Origin of the sequence: Brevibacillus fluminis (genome assembly GCF_003710825.1) — a bacterium.
GTDB lineage: Bacteria > Bacillota > Bacilli > Brevibacillales > Brevibacillaceae > Brevibacillus_D > Brevibacillus_D fluminis.
Genome location: NZ_RHHQ01000007.1, coordinates 385682 through 410998 on the forward strand (window position 1 = coordinate 385682; position 25317 = coordinate 410998).

At 51.3% G+C, this 25317-nt stretch carries 20 protein-coding genes; 16 read left to right on the plus strand and 4 right to left on the minus strand.

Features of this window, described 5'->3' with window-relative positions; translation table 11 throughout:
- Positions 1–57: 57 nt before the first annotated feature.
- The gene (locus tag EDM56_RS08590) at positions 58–5367 is read left to right on the plus strand and encodes an Ig-like domain-containing protein (RefSeq protein WP_183192353.1); all 5310 of its coding nucleotides are present in this window, start codon (positions 58–60) and stop codon (positions 5365–5367) included.
- A gap of 74 nt (positions 5368–5441) precedes the next feature.
- Here the strand turns inward: EDM56_RS08590 and pdxR are convergent, their stop codons facing one another.
- On the minus strand, positions 5442–6866 hold the full coding sequence (gene pdxR, locus EDM56_RS08595) for a MocR-like pyridoxine biosynthesis transcription factor PdxR (RefSeq protein WP_122917479.1): 1425 nt from the start codon (positions 6864–6866) through the stop codon (positions 5442–5444).
- 130 nt (positions 6867–6996) lie between these two features.
- Here pdxR and EDM56_RS08600 point away from each other — a divergent pair, with 130 nt between their 5' ends.
- Complete coding sequence (locus tag EDM56_RS08600; protein WP_122917480.1) at positions 6997–7608, plus strand: thioredoxin family protein; 612 nt, start codon at positions 6997–6999, stop codon at positions 7606–7608.
- Positions 7609–7632: 24 nt separating this feature from the next.
- Positions 7633–8916, plus strand: a complete 1284-nt coding sequence (locus tag EDM56_RS08605; RefSeq protein WP_122917481.1) for an APC family permease — start codon at positions 7633–7635, stop codon at positions 8914–8916.
- Between the two features lie 126 nt (positions 8917–9042).
- On the opposite strand, the gene EDM56_RS08610 is transcribed toward EDM56_RS08605, so the two are convergent.
- Genes EDM56_RS08610 through EDM56_RS08620 form a run of 3 tightly spaced genes read right to left on the minus strand, consistent with a single transcriptional unit; the run spans position 9043 to position 12159 of the window.
- Entirely contained in the window at positions 9043–10866 is a 1824-nt protein-coding gene (locus tag EDM56_RS08610; protein ID WP_122917482.1) for a hypothetical protein, read from the minus strand.
- A 16-nt stretch (positions 10867–10882) separates the two neighbouring features.
- A complete protein-coding gene (locus EDM56_RS08615) occupies positions 10883–11596 on the minus strand; it encodes a type II secretion system protein (protein WP_183192354.1) in 714 nt (237 codons plus the stop codon).
- On the minus strand, positions 11593–12159 hold the full coding sequence (locus EDM56_RS08620; RefSeq protein ID WP_148040371.1) for a hypothetical protein: 567 nt from the start codon (positions 12157–12159) through the stop codon (positions 11593–11595). The genes EDM56_RS08615 and EDM56_RS08620 overlap by 4 nt, the downstream gene beginning before the upstream one ends.
- A 325-nt stretch (positions 12160–12484) precedes the next feature.
- Between EDM56_RS08620 and EDM56_RS08625 the strand changes: the two genes are divergently transcribed.
- The 13 genes from EDM56_RS08625 (at position 12485) to EDM56_RS08685 (ending at position 25253) form a co-directional block, all read left to right on the plus strand.
- Complete coding sequence (locus tag EDM56_RS08625; protein ID WP_122917485.1) at positions 12485–13420, plus strand: hypothetical protein; 936 nt, start codon at positions 12485–12487, stop codon at positions 13418–13420.
- 22 nt (positions 13421–13442) lie between these two features.
- Positions 13443–14969, plus strand: coding sequence for a VanW family protein (locus EDM56_RS08630; RefSeq protein WP_122917486.1), 1527 nt, complete (start codon positions 13443–13445; stop codon positions 14967–14969).
- A gap of 30 nt (positions 14970–14999) precedes the next feature.
- Positions 15000–16658, plus strand: a complete 1659-nt coding sequence (locus EDM56_RS08635; protein ID WP_122917487.1) for a GspE/PulE family protein — start codon at positions 15000–15002, stop codon at positions 16656–16658.
- Positions 16659–16672: 14 nt separating this feature from the next.
- A complete protein-coding gene (locus tag EDM56_RS08640; RefSeq protein ID WP_122917488.1) occupies positions 16673–17731 on the plus strand; it encodes a type IV pilus twitching motility protein PilT in 1059 nt (352 codons plus the stop codon).
- Positions 17724–18932 (plus strand): type II secretion system F family protein, encoded by a 1209-nt coding sequence (locus EDM56_RS08645; RefSeq protein ID WP_122917489.1) that lies wholly within the window; start codon positions 17724–17726, stop codon positions 18930–18932. The genes EDM56_RS08640 and EDM56_RS08645 overlap by 8 nt, the downstream gene beginning before the upstream one ends.
- 22 nt (positions 18933–18954) lie before the next feature.
- Positions 18955–19467, plus strand: a complete 513-nt coding sequence (locus EDM56_RS08650; protein ID WP_246009312.1) for a type II secretion system protein — start codon at positions 18955–18957, stop codon at positions 19465–19467.
- A gap of 55 nt (positions 19468–19522) precedes the next feature.
- Entirely contained in the window at positions 19523–20296 is a 774-nt protein-coding gene (locus tag EDM56_RS08655; protein WP_246009313.1) for a prepilin peptidase, read from the plus strand.
- 10 nt (positions 20297–20306) lie between these two features.
- On the plus strand, positions 20307–21401 hold the full coding sequence (gene pilM, locus EDM56_RS08660; protein WP_122917490.1) for a type IV pilus biogenesis protein PilM: 1095 nt from the start codon (positions 20307–20309) through the stop codon (positions 21399–21401).
- Positions 21398–22033: a PilN domain-containing protein gene (locus EDM56_RS08665; RefSeq protein WP_122917491.1), complete on the plus strand. Its 636-nt coding sequence runs from the start codon at positions 21398–21400 to the stop codon at positions 22031–22033. The genes pilM and EDM56_RS08665 overlap by 4 nt, the downstream gene beginning before the upstream one ends.
- 29 nt (positions 22034–22062) lie before the next feature.
- On the plus strand, positions 22063–22770 hold the full coding sequence (pilO, locus tag EDM56_RS08670; RefSeq protein ID WP_122917492.1) for a type 4a pilus biogenesis protein PilO: 708 nt from the start codon (positions 22063–22065) through the stop codon (positions 22768–22770).
- Positions 22771–22846: 76 nt separating this feature from the next.
- Positions 22847–24223 carry a hypothetical protein gene (locus EDM56_RS08675; protein ID WP_122917493.1) on the plus strand — a complete coding sequence of 459 codons (1377 nt, stop codon included), beginning with the start codon at positions 22847–22849 and terminating at the stop codon, positions 24221–24223.
- 162 nt (positions 24224–24385) lie between these two features.
- Positions 24386–24628 (plus strand): DUF4321 domain-containing protein, encoded by a 243-nt coding sequence (locus tag EDM56_RS08680; protein ID WP_122917494.1) that lies wholly within the window; start codon positions 24386–24388, stop codon positions 24626–24628.
- 31 nt (positions 24629–24659) lie between these two features.
- Positions 24660–25253, plus strand: a complete 594-nt coding sequence (locus EDM56_RS08685) for a Maf family protein (protein ID WP_122917495.1) — start codon at positions 24660–24662, stop codon at positions 25251–25253.
- Positions 25254–25317: the final 64 nt, after the last annotated feature.

The window sequence follows — 25317 nt, forward strand, 5'->3', positions numbered from 1 at the left end:
TGGTAATGATTCAATCAATTGCAAATGGACAAGCAATTGGAGGAGGGAGCGTTTTTTATGAAACGAAGAAAGGGTACGATCCAACGCATCCTTGTGATTTTGCTCGCGCTGATTTTGATCATTACGGCGATCATGCCGTTTTTGCCGATCAGCTTTACCGGGAGTGCGTTGCTGCCAGTGGCACAGGCAGCGCAGGATACGTCAGCAAACGGGCCCAATGGCGACTGGTCCGCGTCCAAAGCAACGTACTACGCGACAGATCCGAATCATTCCAACATCGGCGCCGAGATGATGGTACGTTTCGGCGACATCGACAACTTCGGTGCAGGATGGGGCGGTAAGGACCCGTTTACGGGGGAAATCATTAATGCGCCTTACCCGACGATAAAGCATGATAGCAGTGATCCGGCGGGAACGGACCAATTGATGGTCATTAAAACGTTTATCAATTACCAGAAGCCTACCAACTGGACAAACAGTGACATCGTGGCGGATGGGTACACCCGGACGTATTACAACAATAACCAGTCATTGCCGGGTGTCGTGCCGATTGAAATGGTGTATAACCTGCGCGACATCAAGGTTAAGTCCGCCATTTTGCAATTATACGTAAACGATTTTCAGGCGAAAAAGCCTAAAGATAACGGCTGGGCCAGTTTCGTGACCTACACAGCATATTTCGATGGGGTAGCAGCCCCGTTTATTTCCAACCAGATCAATTCGATGAACCAAAGCGGCCCCCTCGGCCAATTGCTTACCTTTAACATTCCTGTCGAGTATTTGCCCCTTTTGCAGGATGGGACGCTGACGATCAAGCTCGATGATGACAGCACGACCAAGACGCCCTATGGGGACGGGGTGGCGATCGACTTTGCCAAACTGCTGATCAACCCGGGCGACTACTCCAATGTCGGTACGATTAGCGGTACGGTAAAAAACACATCCGGCAAACCGATAGCAGGTGCAATGGTTTCTGCGATGGGGATGGCCGTTGCCACCACAGATGCGTCAGGAAACTATCAATTGAACAAAGTGCCGTTTGGCTTGGTCGTTTTGGAGGCGTCCGCTTCCGGCTATCAAACCGGACGAATTGAAATCCCCAATTTTAAGAGCGGGTATAATCAGCCAGCCAATTTCGAGCTGACTGCACAGAGCAACAACGCGAATTTGGAAAACCTGGTGGTATCCTCGGGCAACCCGCTGCCGCTCAGTCCTTCTTTTAGAAACGACGTCACGTCTTATACGATTGATCTCGACAGCAATCTCGATCGGGTGCAGGTGACGCCTACCACAGAAGATAAAGGGGCAACGCTTACGGTAAACGGGGGTTCGCTGCCAAGCGGTACGGCCAAGGAGATTCAGCTTTCGATCGGGCAGACGGTCATCAATATTGTCGTCACCGCACCAAACGGCACAACCAAAACATATACGGTTACGATCAAAACTCCGCAGCTCAGCATATCGCGTTCACTTGCGAAAAATACGGTGAAGGCGAATGAAGAGGCAACGATTATCTATGTGGTCGAGCCGAAACCGCTACGCGCTGATCAAGTTACAGGCGGGGGTTCTACCTATCAGATGAGCAACGTCATCTATCGCGAAGACCTTCCAGCGAATGTGACGGTGAGCAGCATTGATTCAAACTGGAAGACGACGGATAAGAATACAGCCAGTCATATTGAGGTAAAACTTCCGGATATTCTCTATATCAAAAATGGCGATCAATACACTGCTCCAAAACAAACCTATACCCTGAAGCTCAAAGCATCGCAGGAAGGCTCCTATGTATTGGACAAGGGTAAGTTGGAGTATCCGTATTTGGATGGTTCTCGCAAAACAGGCAACTTCGATGCATTGGTGCTCTATGTTGAACCGGTAGTCGCCAGCATCACCCTGGACCAAAAAGAACTGAAGATGCAGGTCGGCGATGTATACGACCGACTGAAAGCCACCGTGCTGCCGGCAAATGCTGACCAGCGTGTCACGTGGAGCAGTAGTAATACGAGCATCGTTACCGTGGAAAATGGCGTACTGACCGCGAAAGGCCCGGGAACGGCCACGATTACAGTCACTTCCGCTGATGGCCGAATCAGTGCCCAATGCAAGGTCACGGTGACTCAACCGGTGAAAAGCGTTACCATCGAGCCAGCCAGTGTGGAATTGGATGTCGGCGAAACGATGAAGCTGATTGCTAACATCCAGCCTGCCGATGCGACCAATAAAAATGTGACCTGGTCATCAAGCGATCCAACGATTGTGACTGTTGATAACAACGGAACGATCCAGGGCAAACAGCGTGGAAGCGTGACGATCACGGTCAAGACCGAGGATGGCGCGCTGACGGCTATAAGTGACGTCACTGTCGTGCAGGCAAGTAACGGCAATGCAGCGTCCTCCTCCATCTATGCGTGGGGACAAAATGACCAAGGGCAAATCGGGGACGAAAAGCAAAAGGTCGATCGCTATACCAAACCGATTCCAGTACCCGCCTTTGCTGATGTGGAAGCGACCGGGATCGCAGCTGGTGCCGAGCACTCGATGGCGGTGGCCAAAGACGGGTACGCCTACGCATGGGGGCGCAACGATGAAGGCCAGCTCGGAATCGGAAACATGGGCAATGCGTGGAAAACGGAGCATTTCCCGCAGCGACAGCCAAAAAAAGACAACACGAATTATACGGCAGTCTGGGCAGGGGGAAATCACTCCTTTGCGAAAAATGCCCTGGGGAATGTATATGTGTGGGGAAGTAACCAGTCGAGTGAGCTTGGTGCGAAATCAAACAGCGGTCGGGAAAAATCGCCATTGCTGATTGACTCGTTGCATGGATTGACCAAAATCGTGAGCGGTGCGTCACATACGGCTGCTATGATAAGCGCCAATCGGATCGATACGGCGGGGGACAACACGTTTGGGCAGCGCGGTAATCCCGGATTCAGTGGGATCGAGCAATTTAAGCAAATTTACCCGGATTATACTGGCTATACAGGATTCGAGAATTTCAAAGACATTGCTTCAGGGGACAATTTCGTGCTTGCCCTACAAAACAACGGAACAATATGGGGCTGGGGCGATAACGCGAGCGGTCAGCTCACGTTTGCCGAAACAAAGCAAGCAACGCCAAGAAAAATTACGGCATTGACCAATGTAACGACGATGGCAGCAGGTAAGGGCCACAGCTTGGCAGTAACCTCGGATGGAAAAGTGTACGCATGGGGAAACAACCAGTACGGACAGCTTGGCAACTTGGCGAACGGAACGAAAGTGCTGACACCGGTTGAGATCCCGGTGCTCGCTGGCAAAAACGTCGTGCAGCTTGCAGCAGGCGATGGCTTTTCCGTTGCGCTCACCGCAAGCGGTGATGTGTATACATGGGGCCGCAACGATCAAGGACAATTAGGCTTGGGCAACACGACCCAAACCAATGTTCCGAAAAAGGTGCCAGGATTGGGCGAAGTGAAAGAGATTGCGGCAGGGAATTCACACGTGTTAGCACGCGGAGGCATCTTGAGCCCGGTCACAGGGGTGACGCTGGATAAAACCAAGGTCAGCGTGCAGGTAAACGAGTCCTTGCAGCTCACAGCAACTGTTCAGCCGCCCGATGCTGCCAACAAAAATGTCAGCTGGGCTTCTGCCGATCCGAAGATCGTCACAGTCGACACGAACGGCAAAATTACCGGGATCAAGGTCGGAACGACGACGGTAACTGTGACGACGGAAGAGGGCAATTTTACGGCGACGTGCGAAATAGAAGTCAAGCCAGCACCTATCCCTATTATCAAAGTGACAGGCGTGACACTTGATAAAACTTCCATGACACTGAAAGTCAATGAGACTGGCCAGCTCAACGCAACGGTACGGCCTGCCGATGCAACGGATAAAACCGTCCGTTGGAGCACAGCGAACAGCAGTATCGCGACGGTCAATGCTAATGGAACCGTTACAGCCAATGCACGGGGCAAAACGACAATCACGGTAACCACGAATGATGGCAACTATCAAGCAATTTGCGAGGTAACGGTCATCCAAGCCATTCCGGTGACAGGTGTAACGTTGGACCCGACATCGATGACGTTGGGCATTGGTCAGAACAAAAAACTAACGGAGACCGTCTCGCCAGTTGACGCGACGGACAAAGCCGTCACGTGGAGTACGACAGACAGGCGGATCGCAACCGTCGATGCGGATGGAACGGTTACCGCTGTAGCTCCGGGCATAACAACCATTACGGTAACGACGAATGACGGCCAATTCCAAGCAACATGCTTGGTGTCGGTGGTGGAAGGGGAAACGGGCTTCCAGGTCTATTTGTCTCAATCCGGAGGGGTTCCGGTTCACTACCAGAATGTCGCATTCCCCAATCCGGTTTATGTGGAGCTTCAGTTCCCGACCGACATGGGTAACCATGTGTACTGGATCGATGGACAGCAAGCCACCTACACCGGAAGATTTAAAGTTGAGAAGGATGGCACGACCGAAATCGGTTACTATGCCAAATCGTCTGACGTCGGCAAGGACAAGACCACCAAGCTGATCACCATTGACAAAGATCCTTTCAATCCTTCAAACGTGATCAAAATTACGCAGGTTAACGGCGGCAGCGGCAACCTGACGTTTAGCATCGACCTTGAAGGCACTAAAATGGAAGGATCGGATGGCGTTAGCTACAAGATTGAAAAAGGTGCACAGCTTTCAAAAGTGGGCGAAGGCACGATGGATGGAGATGGTGTCTCCTATTCGGAAGAGGTGTTTGACTCCTTCTTTGGAAGTGATTCGAAAGGATTTTACCTGATCACCGTAACGGCCACCAAGACGATTAAGATCAAAGCTGAGGATGATAATGATAAAGTCGTCGACACCAAAACGCTGTCGCACAGCTACCACGAAGGCTTCTTGATCAGCCCAGGCTTTGAGCTGAAAGCCGCTCAGTACGCGGATGGCAATAAATTGCCGTCCAATCGTAACCCATTTATCTCCAGTAAGCCGATCACCGTTACATTGGTCAAAACAGCTGATTCACCTAATTCATTCTTTCCGGCAGAGGTCACCAAGCTTTCGGATGCGGATAAGCTGAAATTCGGCACGTTATTTGATAAAAATGCCGACGGTGTGATTCAGCCGAAAGCGGATTGGGACTGGGGCGTAGAGCGAATCGAGTATGCAATCGTGCAGAAGGGGACAAATATCGAGACTTATACCGGTTGGAAGCCACTCACGACCACTCAGTTCGTCATCACGACCCCGAATGTCGATTGTGACATTTACATTAAAACAACAGATAACGCGACTCGCTGGGGGAAAAACCCTGTCACCAAATACACCAAGATCCAAGGCACATTCCGCGTGAATCCAACAAATAAAAAACTGTAAGGCAAGAACTCCTTCCGTCTGGTGTGGCGGAAGGAGTTTTCTTATTCGCACAATTTGCAACCACCGGAACGGAATCAAACTAAAATTTCATGCCACGCTTTTTGTAACAACTTGACCCCCAGCTCAATGTCCCTCTCACTGGTCCCGCCGAAGCCCAAATACAATTGAGGATACCGGGGTGTTCGTGGGGTTTCCATCCACATCTGGCTGAAATCATACACCCGCACTCCTTGCTGGGAAGCGAGCTCAAGCAACGTCCGCGAACAACGGTCTGTCCGGATGGTCACCAATAGATGCAGCCCTGCGCTATGCCCTGTGATCTCTATCCGTTCCCCGAAATGCAATTGCAATTGCTCGACAAAACGCTGATGTTTTTTTCGGTAGGCATTGCGCATGCGCCGAATATGCCGGTACCAATGCCCTTGCTCAAAAAAGGCTTGCATCGCCCACTGGTCGATTCGCGACGGACTGTTCAACAGATACGGCATTCTCTGCATTTTTTCTGCGAGTTCCACGGGTAACACCATATAATTCAACCGCAAGGCAGGGGTAAACGCCTTTGAAAATGTGCCGATGTAGATCACCCTCCCATCGCGGTCAATGCCTTGCAAAGAAGAGATAGGCTTGCCGAAATAGCGGAATTCACCGTCATAGTCATCCTCCAGGACATATGCACGCCTTGCGCGCGCCCATGCGAGCAAACGCTCCCGTTCCGCGTACGGCATTACGGGACCGAGTGGGAATTGGTGAGAGGGTGTGACATAAACCGCATTTGCATCGCTTTTCTCCAGTTCATCGAGTGAGAGCCCTTTATCCGTGACGGGAATCGGGATTACTTGGAAGCCATTGTGCTTGAATTGCTCGCGAACGGGTGCAAAGCCGGGTTCCTCAAAGCCGATGGTCTGCCTTCCCGATAACAGCTTAGACAAAACGTCGATGCTGTACGAAATGCCGGAACCGACGACGATTTGTTCAGGGGAGCAGTTGACACCTCGAGAATTTTTCAAGTATTCCGCTAAAACAAGTCGAAGCGAATATTCCCCTTGGGCATCGCCGTACCGGCAAACGCCTGCATGGCTGTCCAACGCCTCGTGGAGCATTTTCCGCCATATCCGTAAGGGAAACAGCGACTCGTCGACCGCAGAAGGATCGAAATCGACTGCTACCTTTTGGGGCACGGGCTCAGCTCTTGTTGGATGCATCGCTGAAAAAGCGCGAACGTGATCTGGATGAGCAGGCGAAGCTGGTTTGTCCGTATGTGGATCAATGACGTAAAGACCGGAGCGCGGCTTGCTGTGTACATAGCCTTCAGCCAAAAGCATTTGGTAAGCCGTTTCAATCGGAGTTTTGCTAATGTTCATTTGGAGCTGGACCGATCGGACGGAAGGCAGACGCGTCCCTGGCGATATGCCACCATTGCGGATCTGATCGCGCATTTGCCGATAGAGCTGAATGTACATCGGCTGTTCGGATTGCGTGGAAAGGAGTATATCGAACATGGAGGCCCCCATTTGCAAACTGTCTTTTCATTTCGTTCAAAACTGACCATTTGTGAGAGGTCAATTTTATCATAAGATGATAGTGAGCTTCTCGCAAGATAATCAATCAAAGGATAAAGGGAGTGTTTTCATGCAGGCAAAATTGAACTTGAAACATAAAAAAGGAACGGGGATTTCACCTCAAGCTTTTAACGATGGAATGACCAAAAATCAGGAGGAATTCAAAAGCTGGTACGAGCGCTTTACATGGGAGGGAAAGGAAGAAGCCGCTTTTTTCGCTGACCACGGTTTGGAAAAGGGGATTTACTGTCAGATTCTTTGCACAGATTGGTGCCCGGATGTGATCTGGAATCTGCCAGTCCTGCTACGTGTGCTTGAGCGAGCCAGCATCCCGACGGAGATTTTGCCGATGGAGGAACATTTGGAGACGATGGACCTCTTCCTGATCAATGGCGGTCGCAATCAGCCGATCGCCATCTTTCTGAACGCAGATGGAGATGTCCTGGGCAGGTGGGGGGCACGTCCTCAGTACATTCAAGCCGTCATGGATGAGTTCCGTAGACAAAATCCGGATCGGGAGGCACCGGGCTATCAAGAGAAAGTTTCCATGGCTCGCAAAGAAATTGCGAAAATCTATAACGCGGGGACGGAATACCAGAACGTGGTCGTGCAGGAAGTGCATCGGTTAATTGCGTCATTTGCAGACCGTTCCGAGAATCACGCGATAACCCGTCGTCCATAAAAAAACGAAAGGCGAGGTTTTTTGATGGCAAACGAAACTTCTCGCGAGACGGGCTTACGAGGCGTTCTGTCGCTTCCCCAGATCGTTTCCCTTTATATCGGCTCGGTGATCGGTTCGGGTATTTTGCTTGTTCCCGGGTTAGTGGCGGAAAAAGCAGGCCCTGCATCTTTGATCGCATGGCTTGTGATGTCGATTCTGGTCATTCCGATGGCCATCACCATGGGGCTTTTGGCAGCGAAGCATCCCAGCTCCGGTGGCGTTTCCCACTTTGTACGGCTTGCCTTCGGGGATCATTACGGCAATATGGTCGGCTGGCTGTTTCTCCTGTCTGTGCCGATCGGAGGGCCGGTACTCGCCGTGACGGGGGCGAGATATGTCGCGGCAGTGCTGCAATGGGGAGAGCAACAGGTATACCTCGTCGCCACCATGATCCTGCTTGTGCCACTTTTGATGAACATTATCGGCTTGAAATTGGCCGGACGGGTGCAAACAATCGTCATCACCTTGATTCTCTCGGTACTGCTGCTCGCTATCGGCGCGGCCATTCCGCATTACGCTCCCGCGAATTTCACCCCGTTTATGCCAAACGGGTGGCTGAGTGTCTTGCAGTCGGCAGGATTGCTCTTTTGGTGCTTTATCGGGTGGGAAGCGGTCACGCATCTGTCTGCTGAATTCGTGAATCCGCAAAAAAACGCCATCCGTGGTGTCATGTGGAGTGCCGGGATCGTCGCTCTCCTGTATTTCGCCGTCGCTTTCATGACGGTGGCGACGCATAGCTACGGTAGGGATTTGTCGGCTGCATCGCTCAGCGTGATGGTCCAGAAGTCGTTGGGGCCGATAGGAGGATGGATCGTCGCATGTGCCGCGCTTTTCATCTGCTTTGCCGCCCACAATGCATACTCCAGCGCAGCGTCGAGAATCGCATTTGCGCTTTCTATGGAGGGGGCTGCTCCAAAATGGTTCGGCATCCTGCATCGGACCTATCGGACGCCGATCGGCGGACTTGCATTCATCGGAGCGGGAAATATCCTCGGACTGCTGGTCTTATACAATCATGTCATTTCGCTCTCCGACTTGATTGTATTGCCAAACGCGACGTTCGTCGCGACTTATATCGGTGGGTGTCTCGCAGGCGTTCGCTTGCTGCGTGACAGTCGGGTCGGCAAGGTCGCAGCATGGATTTCGCTGATTGTAACGCTCGGTTTGTATCCGTTTTTAGGATGGTCGGCTCTATACCCGCTCGCCATCGTGGTGATCTTGACAGTGTCACGCAGACGAAAGCTGGGCAAGGCCGAGCTGACCGGATAGACACGCCTCTTCCTTTTCTTGAAGAATGAAAAAAGAAACCGGCCTTACAGATGGTCGGTTTCTTTGCGTATCGATTGGATGATCAAAAATGCCAGGCTCATTCTGGGCTACAAAAAAGCCGCTGCCTCAATTCGTTTCAAACGCCATCGATTGAATATGATACGACAGCCGGTGAATGATCGGGATTCCAGGTGGTGTATTTTCAAAAATGTCGTCGGCATAGATCGTGCTGAGGCGGGACGATTTGGGATCATTATTTTTTGGATCGACAAATTCTGGCTCCGTTTCTCCTGCATCCTTATTTGGCTCATTCACTTTTCCCCGCACGGCATTCAACTCGATTTTGTTCGCATGAATCCCGCCGACAAACCGCACGTTCGAACCGACGCCGTACAACGTGACGCCTGCCGGGTCCTGACTGACGATGAAGACGTGCATCTCTTTTGGCTTCGGCGTTGCAGATTGATAGTCATACAGATTGAGATTGTAAGCTTCTACCGTCCCCTTCGCCAAAATCACCAATGTTTTTCCGGTGTTCGGCGCTTCCTTTGTGGCACCGTCCTCGGTAAAGTAGACGTTCTTGGAAACGTACACGGTTCCGTTCATTTGGAAGTTTTTCTGTACGTAAAGATCGCCGTTCACGTAAATGTTGCCATCAAACGTCAAGTCCTCCAGTACAGCATTGCCGTTCACATAAATGAATGCGTTGGAATTGCGTGTGCCAGTGGAATCAACCAAGGAGACGGAGCCTCTCAGTGTTGCAGCCGCAGTGGAATCGGTTGCGTCACCGGTCCCGCCAACGAGCAGGTTACCGTCGATGACTTGCAAGTCCGCGTTTTCCTGCATGGTCAGATTTCCGTTGATTTGGAATGTTTCGGGTGACGTGAGATGATGCTTCTCTCCGATGATGACGCTTTGATTTACCTCGCTTTTGCTAACCACTCCACTTTGATCTTCCCCTTGATAGGTGAGCGGCTCGATTGCGACGGAAGCGCCGGGCTTTTTGAAATCAATGGGTGCTCCTTTACGCTTCACGACCTCATCAATCGGCTGAATGTTCCCGAAATGTGGATTTGCCTGGAACTTAAGCGTGGGGGCAAGCACCAGCGCTTGATCCCATTGGCTTTGGACGGCCTTTTTCACCGAAGAAAAGCCGTTATCATCGAAGGCATTGCCGTCCTTTTGGAACCGGCTCGGCAGATCCTTATATGGAACAAAGGGTACCTCAGCCACTCCAATGATCGATGGATAGGTCGACTCCTTATGCTTGGGCACCATATTCGCAACCTCGTCGTTCGTCTCCAAATAGTATGTGGCGGTTTTTGAAAGCGAATAAGCATGTGAGAAAACATCGCCTTCGATGTAAGCTGCTCCATTCAAGGTGAGCACAGAGGCCGGATCGTCTGGCGTAGACAGCACATAATAAAATTCTTCAGGCAGTGAAGTGACATAGATGGTTGCCTTCAAGGTGCTACGATCCACATGTCCGTTTGCAGAAGGGGCTTCCCCTACCGACTCGACTACAAGCTTCGCCACAAACGCCTCAATTTTCTTTTTTGCGGTCTCCGCTTTGGTCGGTTCCCGTTTGATCGTGATTTTATAGGGGGACTCGTCCATCGGTGTAAACGAATTTGCTTCCAGACTTGAAAAAGCACGGTCATAAGCGGCTTGGACGCCGTCCACATCAAGCGTATTACTGTCCCCAGTGAGCATGGCTGTTTTTCGCTGGATCTCGGCGTTGCCTTGTGTCACCGCTTTGTTGATGCGGGCAAGCGCTTCTTCCATACCCATCCGCGCGTTATATTCGGCTTCGCTGCGACTTTCCGTTTTTCGTGCCTGAACCAAGCTGCTTAACGTGACTTGCAGCAGATTGGTGCCGATCACGGTCAATAAAACGATAACGATGAGAGCGACGATCGCAGCGTATCCATTTTCTTCTTTTAGCTTCATGGCTGACGTCCCTCTCTTAGTCAATGTGAATCCGGCTTGTGATTTGATAATGGACGGCATCGTTGCCCGTTTGGCCCATGGTCAGATTGAGCACAAGCGCTGAATCGCCGGTTTCGTTCGTTTCCACCGTTACCGAAGAAGGGGCGAGCAGGGGAAAAGCCGGATCATTCAATTGTACCGTCTCGCTCGGTGCACGCCAGTCCTCGGTTCCTTCCGCATAACTTGTAAAATAGCACGTCTCCGTAAACAGCAGATTCGACCGGTTCGTTGGTACGGAAAACGTTTCGCGGATTAGTTTATAGGGCGGCCCGTTGCTACCCTTCTTAACAGGAACGATCGTGTAGAGATAATAGATTCGTGGGCTGGTCGTATTTTCTAGTTGCTTCTTACTTGTCCATAACGCACTCTGATAAAGATCATTGGTAGAATTTGCTGTCGTATTCATCACGCCGCCAACCGTATCTCCCGGCTTGGAATTGATGAAGGCGAGGACATCATCTGATTTGTCCGTATTGGTCATCGAGGTGATGATCGCATTGGTCAGAGCGTCTGCATGATTGCGGATCGTGACATCTGCGGTCACTTCCTTCTTCAAGGAAAGTGCGGAAAAAAACACGCCGTTGACCATCGTGATCACTAGCCCGAAAAGCACCAGACCAGCCAGCAGCTCAATCAGTGTCAGACCGCTGTCATCTTGGAATCGGTCACGAAAGGAGCGAGCGCGCTTCATCGTCTCAAGTCCTCCTTCGTGATAAAGCATTCGACTGTGGTAGACGTGCGCGGATTCGACGCCGCGTCGGGTGCGTCTCCCCAATAGACGGTAACGGTCGCTTTGACCAGCAGATCTTCGAACGACTCACTCTTTGAAAGTGAATTGACGTTGGTCAAAACGACTTTTGTATGGTACGTGGTTCCGTTGATATGGTCCAGATCGGCTTCGGTTTTGGGCGCGAGCGTAACAGGACTGACGTCAACAAGAGGCGGTAGCAGCTGTGCCGGGGTCGCTTGATGCAAATCTTCCAGTTTCGCAGGAAGATCAGGAATGGTTGCAGTCGCTGAATCGGTGAGCTTGCTCGGATCCGTATTTAACAAATGCTCTAGATCCTCGGTTACCTGATCAGCAGTCACGCCAATCAGTTTCAACCGAACTTTTTGGAAGCTCGCATCTTTCCAGCGCAGCGCCTCCTGCCTTGCCAAGGTGCTTGTGATCAGCTTGCGATCCGACACCTGCGCAGTGCTCTGCGCCTGATAGAAATATTTAATGAATGTCAGCGAAATAATGGAAATAATCATAATCGCCGCAATCACCTCGATAAGCGATGATCCCCGCTCTGATCGAAATTGATATATATAGGACATAAGTATCACCATGCTCTCCGCAAAACTTGCTAGAATGACACAATTTATTGACGAAATCCATTTGTTTCTTCCAAAAAATATAGGCCTATTGTATTATAAATGGGAGGAAATTGGGAGTAAAAATGCGAATTGACGAGCAAAAAAAGCCAAATTTCGCTAGAATGATTCTATCAATTTCCACGCGCTCCATGCTAGTTATTTTTGTCGATTTTTGTCAAATTAAGATGTAGTTTATCATGAAAGGGTGGTGGATTCCATCATGCTGCCCGTTCTACTGTCAGCCGTCGTGAGCGGTTGCCTCAGCTTGCTTGCTGGACGCATGACGTACGCGTTTTATCCCGCTGCAAATGAACGGGCCCATGTTCTCATGCTGTATCTAGCTTTTTTCAGTCCGCCGCTGTTTTTTCTGATTAAGCTGCAATTTGGATTATCAGCGTTCCTACTCAGCCTGGCTCTATGGACGGCGGTCGTGCTAGTCGCCATTGCGCTGTATTGGAAGAATGGCAACAGGGACGAACAAGCGGATGAGGAAGAAGAGGAGCTGCTTGCTTTTTCGTGGGAGCTATCGGAAAAAGAGCAGGTGAAGCTCGCAACTGAGGAGTCAGTCATTGAGAATGAGGGGCTTGCAAGCGACATTCTGATCATAGAGGAGGCACAGCCGCTACCGACCGTTGACACTGAGCTTGCGAGCAAGGAGATTGCGGTCATGGCCGCCGGGGAAGAGGATGACGCTTCTGCTGAGCTTTTCCCTATTGAGAACAGTCCCGTATACATAGATGCGCCGATCCATTCAACGTTGCAGGAACCCGACGTTCCTGCTGTATTGGCTCAGCCGGATGAGCAGGAGGGGGAAGCGGGTTACGATATCGAGCATTTTTATTCAAAACAAGAAGAAACAGAAGGGACAGACGAGAACGCATTATTTCTAGATCAGGAAGAATCGCCGGATCGAGAATTAATCTCGGATTTGTCTGCATTGCTGGCAGAAGAACACGTCCCGAAGGTACCTTCTCGCGTCCCGCAATCACACCAAGCGCAGGCGTTGTGGTCACTCCCAACCTCTCCCGTTTTGCAGATGGAGTCGCTAGAGGTGGCGGCACAGGAAAGCGCCGCTGCATTTGAACAAGTGCCGGTTGAACAAGAAAAATCTCGATTGTACGAACTTGAGGAACTTTTGCAGCCTCTAAAAGAATAGTGGAAAAGCCGGGTGAAAACGAATGGAACGAAGTGTAGCTAGAATGCCGGAAAGATCATTTCTTTTCGCCCTGTACCTTATCATCGTCCTTCTCTCTATCGGCCTGACGTCATTGCTTGCCAACCCGCTCTCCGCGCTTCTGGCGCCAAAACAGCTGTCTCCAGCGGTTAAAGTAGGCGGACTTTCCTTGGGTGCGCTCGATGCAGATCAGGTCAAGGTGAGATTGCATGCGCTGCTTGAAGCGGCTAAGCAAAAACCTGTTCGAGTGGAATATGGAGAAAAGCGCTGGACGATTTCTGCACAACAGCTAGGCATCAACTATGACGAACAAGGAATGTATGAGGACATCCTGTACGCTTCCGTCAATTCGCAGGGGATCAAAAAGATCTGGAACAGCTGGACGAATGAACCGGTTTCCACACAAATTCCCTTTCAATTCACGTGGAACCAGGAAGCCGCAATCGAGACCTTGCAGCAAATTGCAAAAGAGGTCGACCAACAGCCGCAAAACGCAGCGTTTTCGATCCAAGGTGGGCAAATTCGCTACACCCCTCACCAAATCGGGCGGGAGTTGTCCGTTGACGAAACGGTCAAACGAATGGAAGTCGCGATGGGGACGGCGCAGCCTGAATGGACGGTTGTACTTGCGGTAAAAGAAACGCCGCCGTCTATTACAGGAGACAAGCTGGAGCAAATTACCACGCAGCTGGCACAAGCGTCGACCGCGCTGCCAGCCGACTATAAAACCGTGCAAAAAAATCTCGAGACGCTTGTCAAGAGATTGAACGGCACGCTTTTGGCAAGTGGTAGCATGTTTTCCTTTACGAAAAAACTGGGACCGTTTGTGACGGGAGAAGATTATATGACGCTGCCAACGGCTCATCCGTTGACGGAAACGGGCGGGGTGCAGTTTGGAATCGGACAAGCCGCTTCAACGCTGTATGAAGCAGCACTTCGGTCCGGGCTTGAAATTCGGGAGCGGCATTCGCATCTGCAGCCGCAATCGTATACCACGCCGGGCCTCGATGCAGCAGTATGGGATGGACAGCTTGACCTGAAGCTGGTCAACACCTTTTCACATCCGGTTTATATCGACGCCAAAATCGAACAAAACCGTTTGTTTATCCGCCTGTACGGCAGCAAAGAGGACGTGCGGCAAACGGAAGTGCGGGTGGAGAACGTTGAAACGTTTCCAGCGAACACCGTTGTGCTGGTCGATGGACAGATGCATTCCTACGAACAGATGGATGCGCGTCCCGGTGTCAGCGGCGTCTTGGCGCAGGTGTTTCGTTTTACCAAGACAGACAAGGTGCCTACTGGTACCAAACAAGAACTGGTATCGAAGGATTACTACCGGCCGATACCAAAAGTGGTATATATCGGCCCTCCCCAAACACAAACGGAGAACGGACAAACGGGAGAGGGTACGATCGGGACAGAGCGCCCGGCAGACATTCCGCTGCAGCAAACGCCAGCAGAGGGTAACGTACAAGGTCAAGCGCCATCGGCATTTGAAAATGACCCGAACGTGATCCCCCCTTCTCCATAACCACGACGCATAGAAGGGAGCAAAAGCCACATGGAACGAAAAAGACTAGGCGATCTGTTGGTTGAAAGCGGCATGATTACCGCTGAACAATTGCAAAAAGCGTTGCAAGAACAACAAGTGAGCAGACAAAAGCTGGGGGATGTGCTGCTCTCGCAAGGTTACATCTCGGAAACCCAGCTTATCGAGGTTTTGGAATTCCAGCTCGGTATCCCGCATGTCAGCTTGTTCAAATTCAAGTTCGACCAATCGTTGACCGGCATCATCAACGAGTCGATGGCCAAGCGTTACCAGGTCATCCCGCTGAAAAAAGAAGGCAGCAAGCTGATGGTTGCGATGGCCGATCCGCTTGATTATTTCGCACTCGACGATTTGCGAATGTCGACCGGCTTTCAAATCGAGCAGGCGATTGCGACGCGGGATGATATCCAGCGAGCGATCATGCGTTATTACAGCTTGCAGGAGTCCGTCAATGAGCTGATGGAGGATTTGCCGCAAGACCCGACGCAGATGGAAAACGAGCTGGCTGATGAAGATTCACCGATCGTCCGCCTGGTCAACCAGTTGATCCAGCAAGCGGTCCAGACGCGAGCCAGCGACATCCATTTTGACCCGCAGGAGGACAGTCTGCGCGTGCGGCTGCGGATCGACGGTCTGCTGCGTACGGAGCGAACATTGCCTCGCCATATGACCAACATCGTGACCGCGCGTCTGAAGATCATGGCGAATCTGAATATCGCCGAACGGCGGATTCCGCAGGATGGCCGCTTAAAGATGGAAATCAACATGAAGGAGATCGACATCCGCGTCTCCACGCTTCCCACCCTGTATGGAGAAAAAGTCGTGATGCGGCTTTTGGACCTGTCTACCGCGATCAGCGATGTGGAGAGGCTGGGCTTCAACAAGCGGAACATCGGATTGTTCCTGAAAATGCTGGATGTGCCGAGCGGTCTAATCTTGATCACGGGTCCGACGGGAACGGGAAAATCCTCCACGCTCTATGCCGCTCTCAATCGGTTGAACGGCGAGGATGTAAATATCATTACGGTGGAAGACCCGGTTGAGTATCAGCTCGAAGGAGTCAATCAGGTGCAGGTCAATCCGGCGGCAGGTATGACATTTGCCAAAGGGCTGCGTGCAATTTTGCGCCAAGACCCTAACATCGTCATGGTGGGGGAGGTCCGCGACCTGGAGACCGCCGAAATCGCCATTCGAGCCTCCTTGACCGGACATCTGGTTCTAAGCACGCTGCATACGAATGATGCGGTCAGCACGATCACGCGTTTAGTCGATATGGGTATCCCGCCGTTTTTGCTCTCCTCGTCGCTGACAGGGGTTGTGTCGCAGCGGCTGGTGCGCCGCATCTGTTCGGATTGCCGGACAGAAGTCGAGCCGACAGCGCATGAACGCGCCTTATTGGAACGGCGCGGCCTGCAGTGGCAAAAGCTTTACAAGGGACAAGGCTGCGGCAACTGCAGTATGACGGGTTACAGGGGACGCTTGGCGATTCACGAAGTGCTCGTGGTGGATGACGCGCTGCGTCGGATGATTTTGGAAAATCGTCCGGCTCGGGAGTATCGCCAGCATGCGGTTAAAAATGGGATGATCCTTTTGCTTGATGATGGACTGCTCAAAGTTTTGCAGGGACATACCACCATCGATGAAGTACTGCGCGTTGCCGTAAACGAATAGGAGGGAATGGCCTCATGGATGAACAGACATTTGATAGTATCCATTTGCTGAAGCTGGCGTTTTCCTCCAAGGCGTCCGACTTGCATCTTACGGTGGGGGCACCACCGATTTTTCGCGTCGATGGCGACTTGAAACGGTACGGGCAAAACCTACTCACCCCGGCGGACACCGAGAGAATCGCACAAACATTACTAAAAGCGGAACAATACGAGCATTTCCTCAAAAAAGGCGAGTTGGACTTTTCCTACGGCGTGCCCGGCGTTAGCCGCTTCCGGATCAATGCCTACATGCAGCGCTCCTGCATCGGGCTTGTCGCAAGGGTGATCCCGACCACGGTGCCAACGCTTGATCAGCTGAACATGCCCGACATTTTGCAGCGATTCGCCGAGAAGCCACAGGGATTGCTCTTGGTGACGGGGCCGACCGGTAGCGGGAAATCCACGACACTGGCCGCGGTGATCGATTACATCAACCAAACGATGTCGCGCCACATCATTACGCTGGAGGACCCGATTGAATATTTGCACCGTCATGGGCGGTCGATCATCAATCAGCGGGAAGTCGGTTTTGATACGCACAATTTCGCCAATGGCTTGCGGGCAGCGCTGCGGCAGGACCCGGATGTAATCTTGGTCGGGGAAATGCGAGATTTGGAGACGATCCATACGGCGATTACCGCGGCGGAGACGGGACATTTGGTGCTCGCTACGCTGCATACGTCTGACGCAAGCCAAACGATCGATCGAATCATCGACGTGTTTCCGGCACACCAGCAACCGCAAATACGCATACAGCTGGCGGCCGTGTTGCTCGGTGTCGTATCACAGAGACTGTTCCCGCGAACGGAAGGCAAAGGGCGTGTAGCCGCGACGGAAATCATGGTGAACACCCCGGCGATATCCAACCTGATACGCCAGGAGAAGGTGCACCAAATCAGAAGCATGATGCAGACAGGCAAAGCGCTCGGTATGAACACGTTGGAAATGTCGATCCAGGAGCTCTTACAAAAAGGGCTGATCTCGCCGGAAAAAGCCAAGCTCTATCTTGCTGACGAGGAGTGGGCGCATGGCTGAGTTTCAATACCTAGCGGTCGACGAGCTCGGGAAACGGCAGAAGGGCGTGATCGCCTCCCAAACAAAAGGGGCAGCGATCGCCGAGCTGAAAAAGCGGGGCCTGATGGTGCGGGCAATCGAAGAAAAGCCGAAATCGTTTCTGCATATGGAAATCCAGATCGGCAAACCGGTGAAAACGGAAGATTTCGTTGTCTACTGCCGACAATTCGCAACGCTGATTCGCGCAGGTGTCTCGCTAGTAGATGCCACGAATATCTTGAGCAACCAGGTCGACGGCAAAGTGCTCCGCAAAACTTTGATTGAAGTGACCGAAAAGCTGCGCAAAGGAACAGCGCTGTCGCAGGCAGTCGGCGAATTCCCGAAAATTTTTCCGCCAATTTTCATTAACATGGTGCGGGCAGGGGAAGAAGCAGGGAATCTCGATGACGTACTGGAACGGTTGGCGATCCAATTTGAAAAAGACTATTTCACGATGGAGAAAGTGAAATCGGCCATGACGTATCCGATTGTGGTCGGCATCTTTTCCATTCTGTCGATCGCGTACCTGCTGACGAATGTCGTACCGCAATTCGCGGGTATTCTCACGGCGGCAGGCACAGAAATCCCTGCGCTGACGCGTTGGGTGATGGGTATTAGCAACAGCTTGGTCGAGCAGTGGTATTTGTGGTTGCTCGGCATCGCGGCCCTCCTACTTGCGTGTAAGCTCATTTCGAGCAACCCGAAGGGACGATACGCGATTGATTACATGAAGTTACGGCTGCCGATTTTCGGCGTCGTGTTCCGCAAAGCCGCGATCGCCCGGTTCACCCGCACGCTCGGTTCACTGTTCAACAGCTCCGTACCTGTGCTGCAATCGCTGTCGGTCGTGGAAAGAGTCATCGGCAATGCAGTCATCGCAGAGGTCATCCGCAACTCTCGCGAAAGCCTCAGCGCCGGACAACGCCTGTCCGATCCGCTGCGCCGTTCCTGGGTATTCCCGCCGCTCGTCACCCAAATGATCGCGATCGGCGAAGAAACAGGTGCGCTGGATCACATGCTGGGCAAGATTGCCGATTTCTACGAATCCGATGTGGAAAACACCGTAGACAAGCTCAAATCACTGATCGAACCCATCATGCTCCTCATAGTCGCAGGAGTAGTCGGCACCATCATCGCCTCGATCATGCTGCCGATGTTTAAGATTTATGAAACGATACACTAGGAACGGATTGGAGAGAAGGAAAATGAAAAAAATGTGGGCTCGTTTGCAACGGTTGGTTAAAGAGGAAAAAGGTTTGACGCTGATTGAACTTTTGGCGGTTATTGTTATTTTGGGGATTATTGCTGCCATTGCGGTGCCGGCGATTACGGGGATAACGAATAATACGAAACAAGAGGCTCATAAGGCGAATGCTCATCAAATTGTTGAGGCTGCGAAACAAATGGTTGCGATTAATAATTCTTCGTTGAAATTTATAACTGATATTACGAAAGAGGGAGATATTACCGTTAATTCAAAAGGTGAAATTATTAAATTGGAAGACTTGGAATCTGCAAATTATTTTCCGAACGGTATTAAAGATCCAGTAAATCCGAGTAAAAATTATGATAGTGATAATTCATCAGTTATAGTGATTAAAGACACTAATGGCTCTTTCCAATACTATGTTACTTTGGTTGCTGATTCAAATGGAACCAAATATTTTACGAAAGTCAACGAATTAAAAATCGATACAACCGCACCTGTAAAACCTTAAGTAAACGTAATATGTATGGAAATTTTAATTAAGTAGCCCCCCGAAAGGAGCCATCATGGCGCCACTGGATCTCTTCTTCACCCTCTTCTTCTTCATCCTGGGGCTCTGCTTTGGCTCCTTTTACAACGTAGTCGGCCTGCGCATCCCGCTGAAGCAATCAATCGTGAGCCCGCCCTCCCGCTGTCCGAAATGCGAGCGGCGGTTGAGCTTTCTCGATCTGCTGCCGGTCGCAGGCTTTCTGCTCCGACGCGGAAAATGTGCCAGCTGCAAAAAGCCAATCGCAATCATGTATCCGCTCATGGAATTGTTGGCGGGCATTTTGTTCGCGTTTGCCTATCTGCAATACAAAACGCAGCCAACAGAGCTGCTTATCGCACTTCTATTAATCTCACTTTTTATCATCGTATCGGTCAGTGACACCACCTACAGACGAATCCCCAACGCGGTGCTGCTGACCTTCTTGCCGCTGATCGTCCTATGTCGGATCATCTGGCAGATGGATTCGTGGTACAGTTATTTGCTCGGCGGGGTGCTCGGCTTTGCGCTGCTGTTCGCTATCGCTGCCATCAAGCCGGGGGCGATGGGGATGGGTGATGTGAAGCTGCTCGGTGTATTGGGATTCGGTATCGGTTGGCAGAACGTGCTGCTCACATTATTTCTCGGATCCGTGATCGGCTTGCTGGTCGCCATCGTTTTGCTCGTTTCGGGCAAGGTGAAATGGAAGGGCGCAATCCCGTTTGGCCCTTCTCTCTGTGCTGCGGCGCTGCTAGCATTTTTTTACGGCGATCGTTTGCTCGAAGTCTATTTATCCTTGTTCATCCAACTGTGAGGTGAAGGTCATGTGGAAACGTCTACTGAATGGGAATACAGCGAATTGGCAGGTCGGGCTGCACTTCCTTCCCTATGCGATCAAGCTGGCGGAGGTGCGCGCCGCCGATTCTACCTATGTGCGCAAGCAGGGGATCGTCCCGATTAATCCCGACATCATCGATAACCATGGCGTTCGCGACCGGGAATGGTTGGCTTTTGAACTGGAGAAAAAAGTGAAGGAATGGCATCTGCGCGGTAAGGAGGCCATCCTGTCTGTACCGCTTTCCAATGTTATCATTCGACGGCTGTCAATTCCGAAGGTACATGACAAGGAGATTCGCGATCTGGTGGAGGTCGAAATCGAAAACTCGCTGCACCTACCGTTTCAAAATCCGGTGTTCGATTTTGTCAAAATCCAAAATCATCTTTTCTTGCCCAAGAAGGACGAACAGGAAAAAAACAGCGAGAGTGCCACTGGGTATGAGCTAGAAGCTGAGCTGGAGCTTCAGCGCGAGCAAATCCAGCTGATGGTAATCGCTGCGCCGGAAGATACGGTCCAAAGCTATGTCGAAACGGTACGTAAGGCTGGTTTGAAGCCGATTGCGGTCGATATCGAGCCGCTAGCCCTGTATCGAACGCTCGATCAGGAGTTTCCGGAAATCTCGGGAAATGGCATTTTAATGATCAACATCACCTTAGCCGGAGCGGAGGTCGCGATTTTTTCAGCAGGCTACCCGGAGTTCGTCCGCTCGGTCGAGCTGTCGGTTCCTTTTTTCAACGCGCAGCGCAGCAGAAGCTCGCTAGAAATGGCGAGACAAGCGATCGGCTTAATGGAGCGGGAAAATCGGCTGGAAAGCTATGTGAACGACCTGAATTCGGAAATGACAAGAATCATGAACTTTTACCAATATTCCATGCACGATGGAAAACAAAAAGTCGAGCAAATCTATGTGACGGGCGACTTTGGCGATATGCCAAAGCTGGCGGAAAAGCTGCGCAGCCGGTTTAGCATACCTGTCCATACCCCGGCTTTTTCACAAGTGGTCCGTTTGGATAAAATCAGCAGCCTGTTTGCCTTTGAAGCGGCGGTCGGTCTTGGACTAAAGGAAGTGCATAGTCGATGAGCGCTCACATTCAGATTAACCTTTTGCCACGGCCCAAACGAAAAATACGTCAAATTCCAATCATATTGCTGCTCGGTATTCTTGTGATCGGGGCGGGCAGCTGGTATTTGCTAAGGGACTATCAGGCGGCGGTCCGTGACAATGCCGCGCTCGAAGCGCAAATTCACGCGGTCAAAGCCCAAAAAGAAGCGTTGCAACAGACAATGACGCAAGCCAACCAAAAGCCAGCTGATAAAGTGGATGCGACGGCATATCTTGCGCTGCCGCAATTAATCCAGAATGCGTCGGTTTCGACCGATTTTCTTTTGGACCGATTAGCGGAGCTGTTGCCTGCGGACAGTGTAATCAGTACCGTTGAATTCAAGGAACCGGACCAGGTGAAGGTTAGTGGAAAATTCAGCACGGTCGAAGAGGCGGTCAGTTTCATCCAAGCTGTTGACCATTCTGCTTATTTCTCGATGGCAAAGATCGGGTCAGTCAGTGTAAGCAAAGACCAAAAAGCGTTGGTAGAATCCGTGATCGGGCAAAAAGTCGCTCCGTTTTACATGCTGTCCTTTGAATTGGTGGTCAAGAAGAATCAGGTCACGGGTTCGCCGAATGCACAGCCAGCGACCCCACCCCAGGGACAATAACACACCAAAAAGGAGAGGAGAAATGTGGCATGACGATCAGTCGACAGACACTGCTTTTGGTGCTGATGTTATTTTTCCTTGCTGGGGGTGCGTTTTATTACTTCACTCTCATGCCGCTAAAAGCGAAGTCAGCCCAGCTCTCCGCAGATTTAGAGAAGGAAGAGTCGTATCTTGCAGCACTTAAAAAAGCAGACGTGAAAAACAAGGAGCAGGAAGTGGCAACGCTCCCGCCAAAGTTCCAAAACCAAGTACCAGAAGCCCCCTATCTTGAGCAAATCATGCTGGACATGACCCGTTTGCAAACTATCAGTGGAGTTGAGATGGATGGGATCGGACTGTCCAACAGCTTGGAAAATACAGCGGATCAAACTGGCCAAGGCAAACCAAAAGCCACGAAGTTTACGCCGATCGGAAAGGCGGCAGGGCAAGAGGGACCCACGTTTACCGGATTGGAGAACGTAAGCATCTCGACGAAAATTACGGGCAGCTATGCGCAGGTACACCGCTTTTTCCAAGAGGTGAACCAGTTGCCTCGGGTGATTCGCATCGATCAGGTCAAAATCACGTCAAATGGCGGGAACAATCTGATAGAGCTGCGCCCTTCGGCCGATGTGCAGAAATTCACCGCTGATGTGACGATGGAAGCGTTCTTCTCACCAGCGCTCGCACCTTACTTCCCGAATCGTTTGCCGATTGTCGTAGCGCCACCGGCCAAACATGTCAGTCCATTTGAATAAAAAGCTTGTCATATTCGTAGATTTCCCCCCGTATGCTAGTTACTAGAAGAGTGCTAGTCAGAGGGGGATTTTTTTTATGCAAGCCAAAAAAAGCAACCAAATCACGATTAAACTAGATGGACAGCCTTTGCCCCAAGCAAAACCGAGCCGTCTGCCTATACAGCCTATCAAACCCGCCCTAGCCGAACAGCAGGAAAAGACACAGCATCAAACCATGCCAGCTTTCGAGGATACGAAAATGCCAGCAAATCCCGTGCCGGCGCCAGTAGCCATTCCCCATGACGATGACGCCATGCAGCGCCTATCAGCCATCCGGCAAGCCCGGGAAAGCAGAGCAGTAGAAGCTTTCCATAAACCGGAGTTGGTGGAAGCTGAAGTCCTTCCGAGTGACATCCGTGTAGCAGAAAACATTGAAACGAACGATATACAGCAAGGGCCGCTGTGGGAGGAAGAGGACGAGCCGAAACGTGGCAAGGTTGCTGCGTTTTTCGGGAACAAATACCGCGTGCTTTGGAAAAAGCCAGGGATGAAGATGCTGATTACTGTGACAGGGGCGGTGGTGGTCGGGCTGCATTTCGGGTTCCTCGTCCTCGCTGTGTTCATGAACGAACAGCTATCCCAATCCTATCGAACCGTCCTGGATGGAACGGTGCAGACGTTGGCGGCAGTTCAGGGAAATGTGCAACAAAATACACAACAGAATGGACAAAGCACCGCGGCTGGGACGCATGCTCCGCCTGTGGCAGGCGAGGCATCGAAAGGGGCGATAGGAAGCCAGGAGATACAAGTGACGCTGCCTGACCAACGGCTTTTCATCGCGCAGGGCGGTGTGTTCAGCGATCAGAAAGCGGCTGATCAGGCGATTAAACCGCTTGTTGATAAGCAGCTGCCGCACATGTACTTCGAAGACGGTCAGAAACGTTACCTGTATCTCGCGGCAGCGACGAGCCGCGACCAAATTCTCGGCCTCGCCAGCCAGTTAAAAGCAATTGGTCAGGATGTTTATATAAAGGAAGTGTCATTTCCAGGAATTAACAAATGGCTGACATTCCAAGCCCAACCGACGGTAGCGGGTATACAGCCTGCCTCATCGGTCAATCCGGCGGATGCACAAGAGTTTCTGCTCACGGGTTTTGAGCTTGCCCGCACGCTTGCGGATTGGTCGGGACAGATGATGCGTGACGGCAAGGTGGTGAAGCTACCCGCAGATGCTGATGCCAAGCTGACCGAGCAGCATCGAAAACTGCTCGAGCAAAAAAAATCTTTTGTCCAAATTATGCCTGAAGCGGCGCATCAAGACCTTGAATCAATGGTGAACGGCATCACCCAAGCGGTGACAGCGTATGCCCAGGTGAAAAATCCGAACGCGGAATCGTATGCCTGGCAGGCGCAAAAAGGGGTACTCCAATTTGTGGAAAGCTACTTGCAGTTCGTAAAGAAAATACAGCCGTAATAATTGATGGGACAGACTTTCTTGCATGGAGGTCTGTCTTTCTGTAGAGTGGAAAGCAAGAGGATTTAAGGGATTGTTTCGCCATCTGTCATTTGCTACACTTATGTGTGGTTGTGATACCATCCAACCTTATGAAAGTAAGGATATAAAGGAAGAGAGAGAATGATCGGGAGAGAGACAGTTACGTTCGTGTTGATTTTGCTCGCTGGAATGATTGCGGGAAGTATTCTCGGCGATATTTTGGGGGAGTGGCTTCCTTTTTTGAGGGTATCGAAGACTGTGTCATGGTCTCCTTCTCTGGACCTTGACATTCTGACGTTCAAACTTTCGCTTCAGTTGAAATTCAACTTGGCCAGCATCGCTGGACTCGCATTCGCATTCTGGATTTCACGACGTGTAAGATAATTACTTGCTAGTAAGCTGGGTGGGAACAAAAATGTCAATTCAATCAACGCTTCTTCCGCTCATTTTAGCCTCGGGTTCTCCGCGCCGAAAAGAGCTGCTTTACGCATTGGGGTTTCCTTTTGTTGTGCAGTCAAGCGATGTGGACGAATCTTGTGACGCCGATTTGGCACCGGAAGCAATTGTAGAAGAGCTGTCGCTGCGAAAGGCAAATGCCGTGGCAGCAGAAAAGACGAGCGGGCTGGTGCTCGGCTCCGACACGATCGTCGTATTGGACAATCAGGTTCTGGGCAAGCCGCAGGACGAAGCGGAAGCGTTCCGCATGTTAAAGTCTCTGACTGGTCGCGAGCATGTCGTTTTCAGCGGAGTTGCTTTGGTGGACGCAGCAAGCGGACGGCATGAAGTGGCGCACAGCTCAACGAAAGTACGGATGCGGCCGATGTCAGATGAGGAGATTCTCGCTTACATCGCGACAAAGGAACCGATGGACAAGGCAGGAGCCTATGCCATCCAAGGAATTGGAGCAACCATCGTCGAGGGTATCGTCGGCGATTATTTTACGGTTGTGGGATTGCCTCTTGCATTGACGGCAGACTTGCTCAAGCGATTTGATTTGCATGTCCTGTAGCGGATGATCCGACTGCCTAGACCTTCTTCTTTAGAAAAATCACCGCAACGAAAGAAGAAGCGGA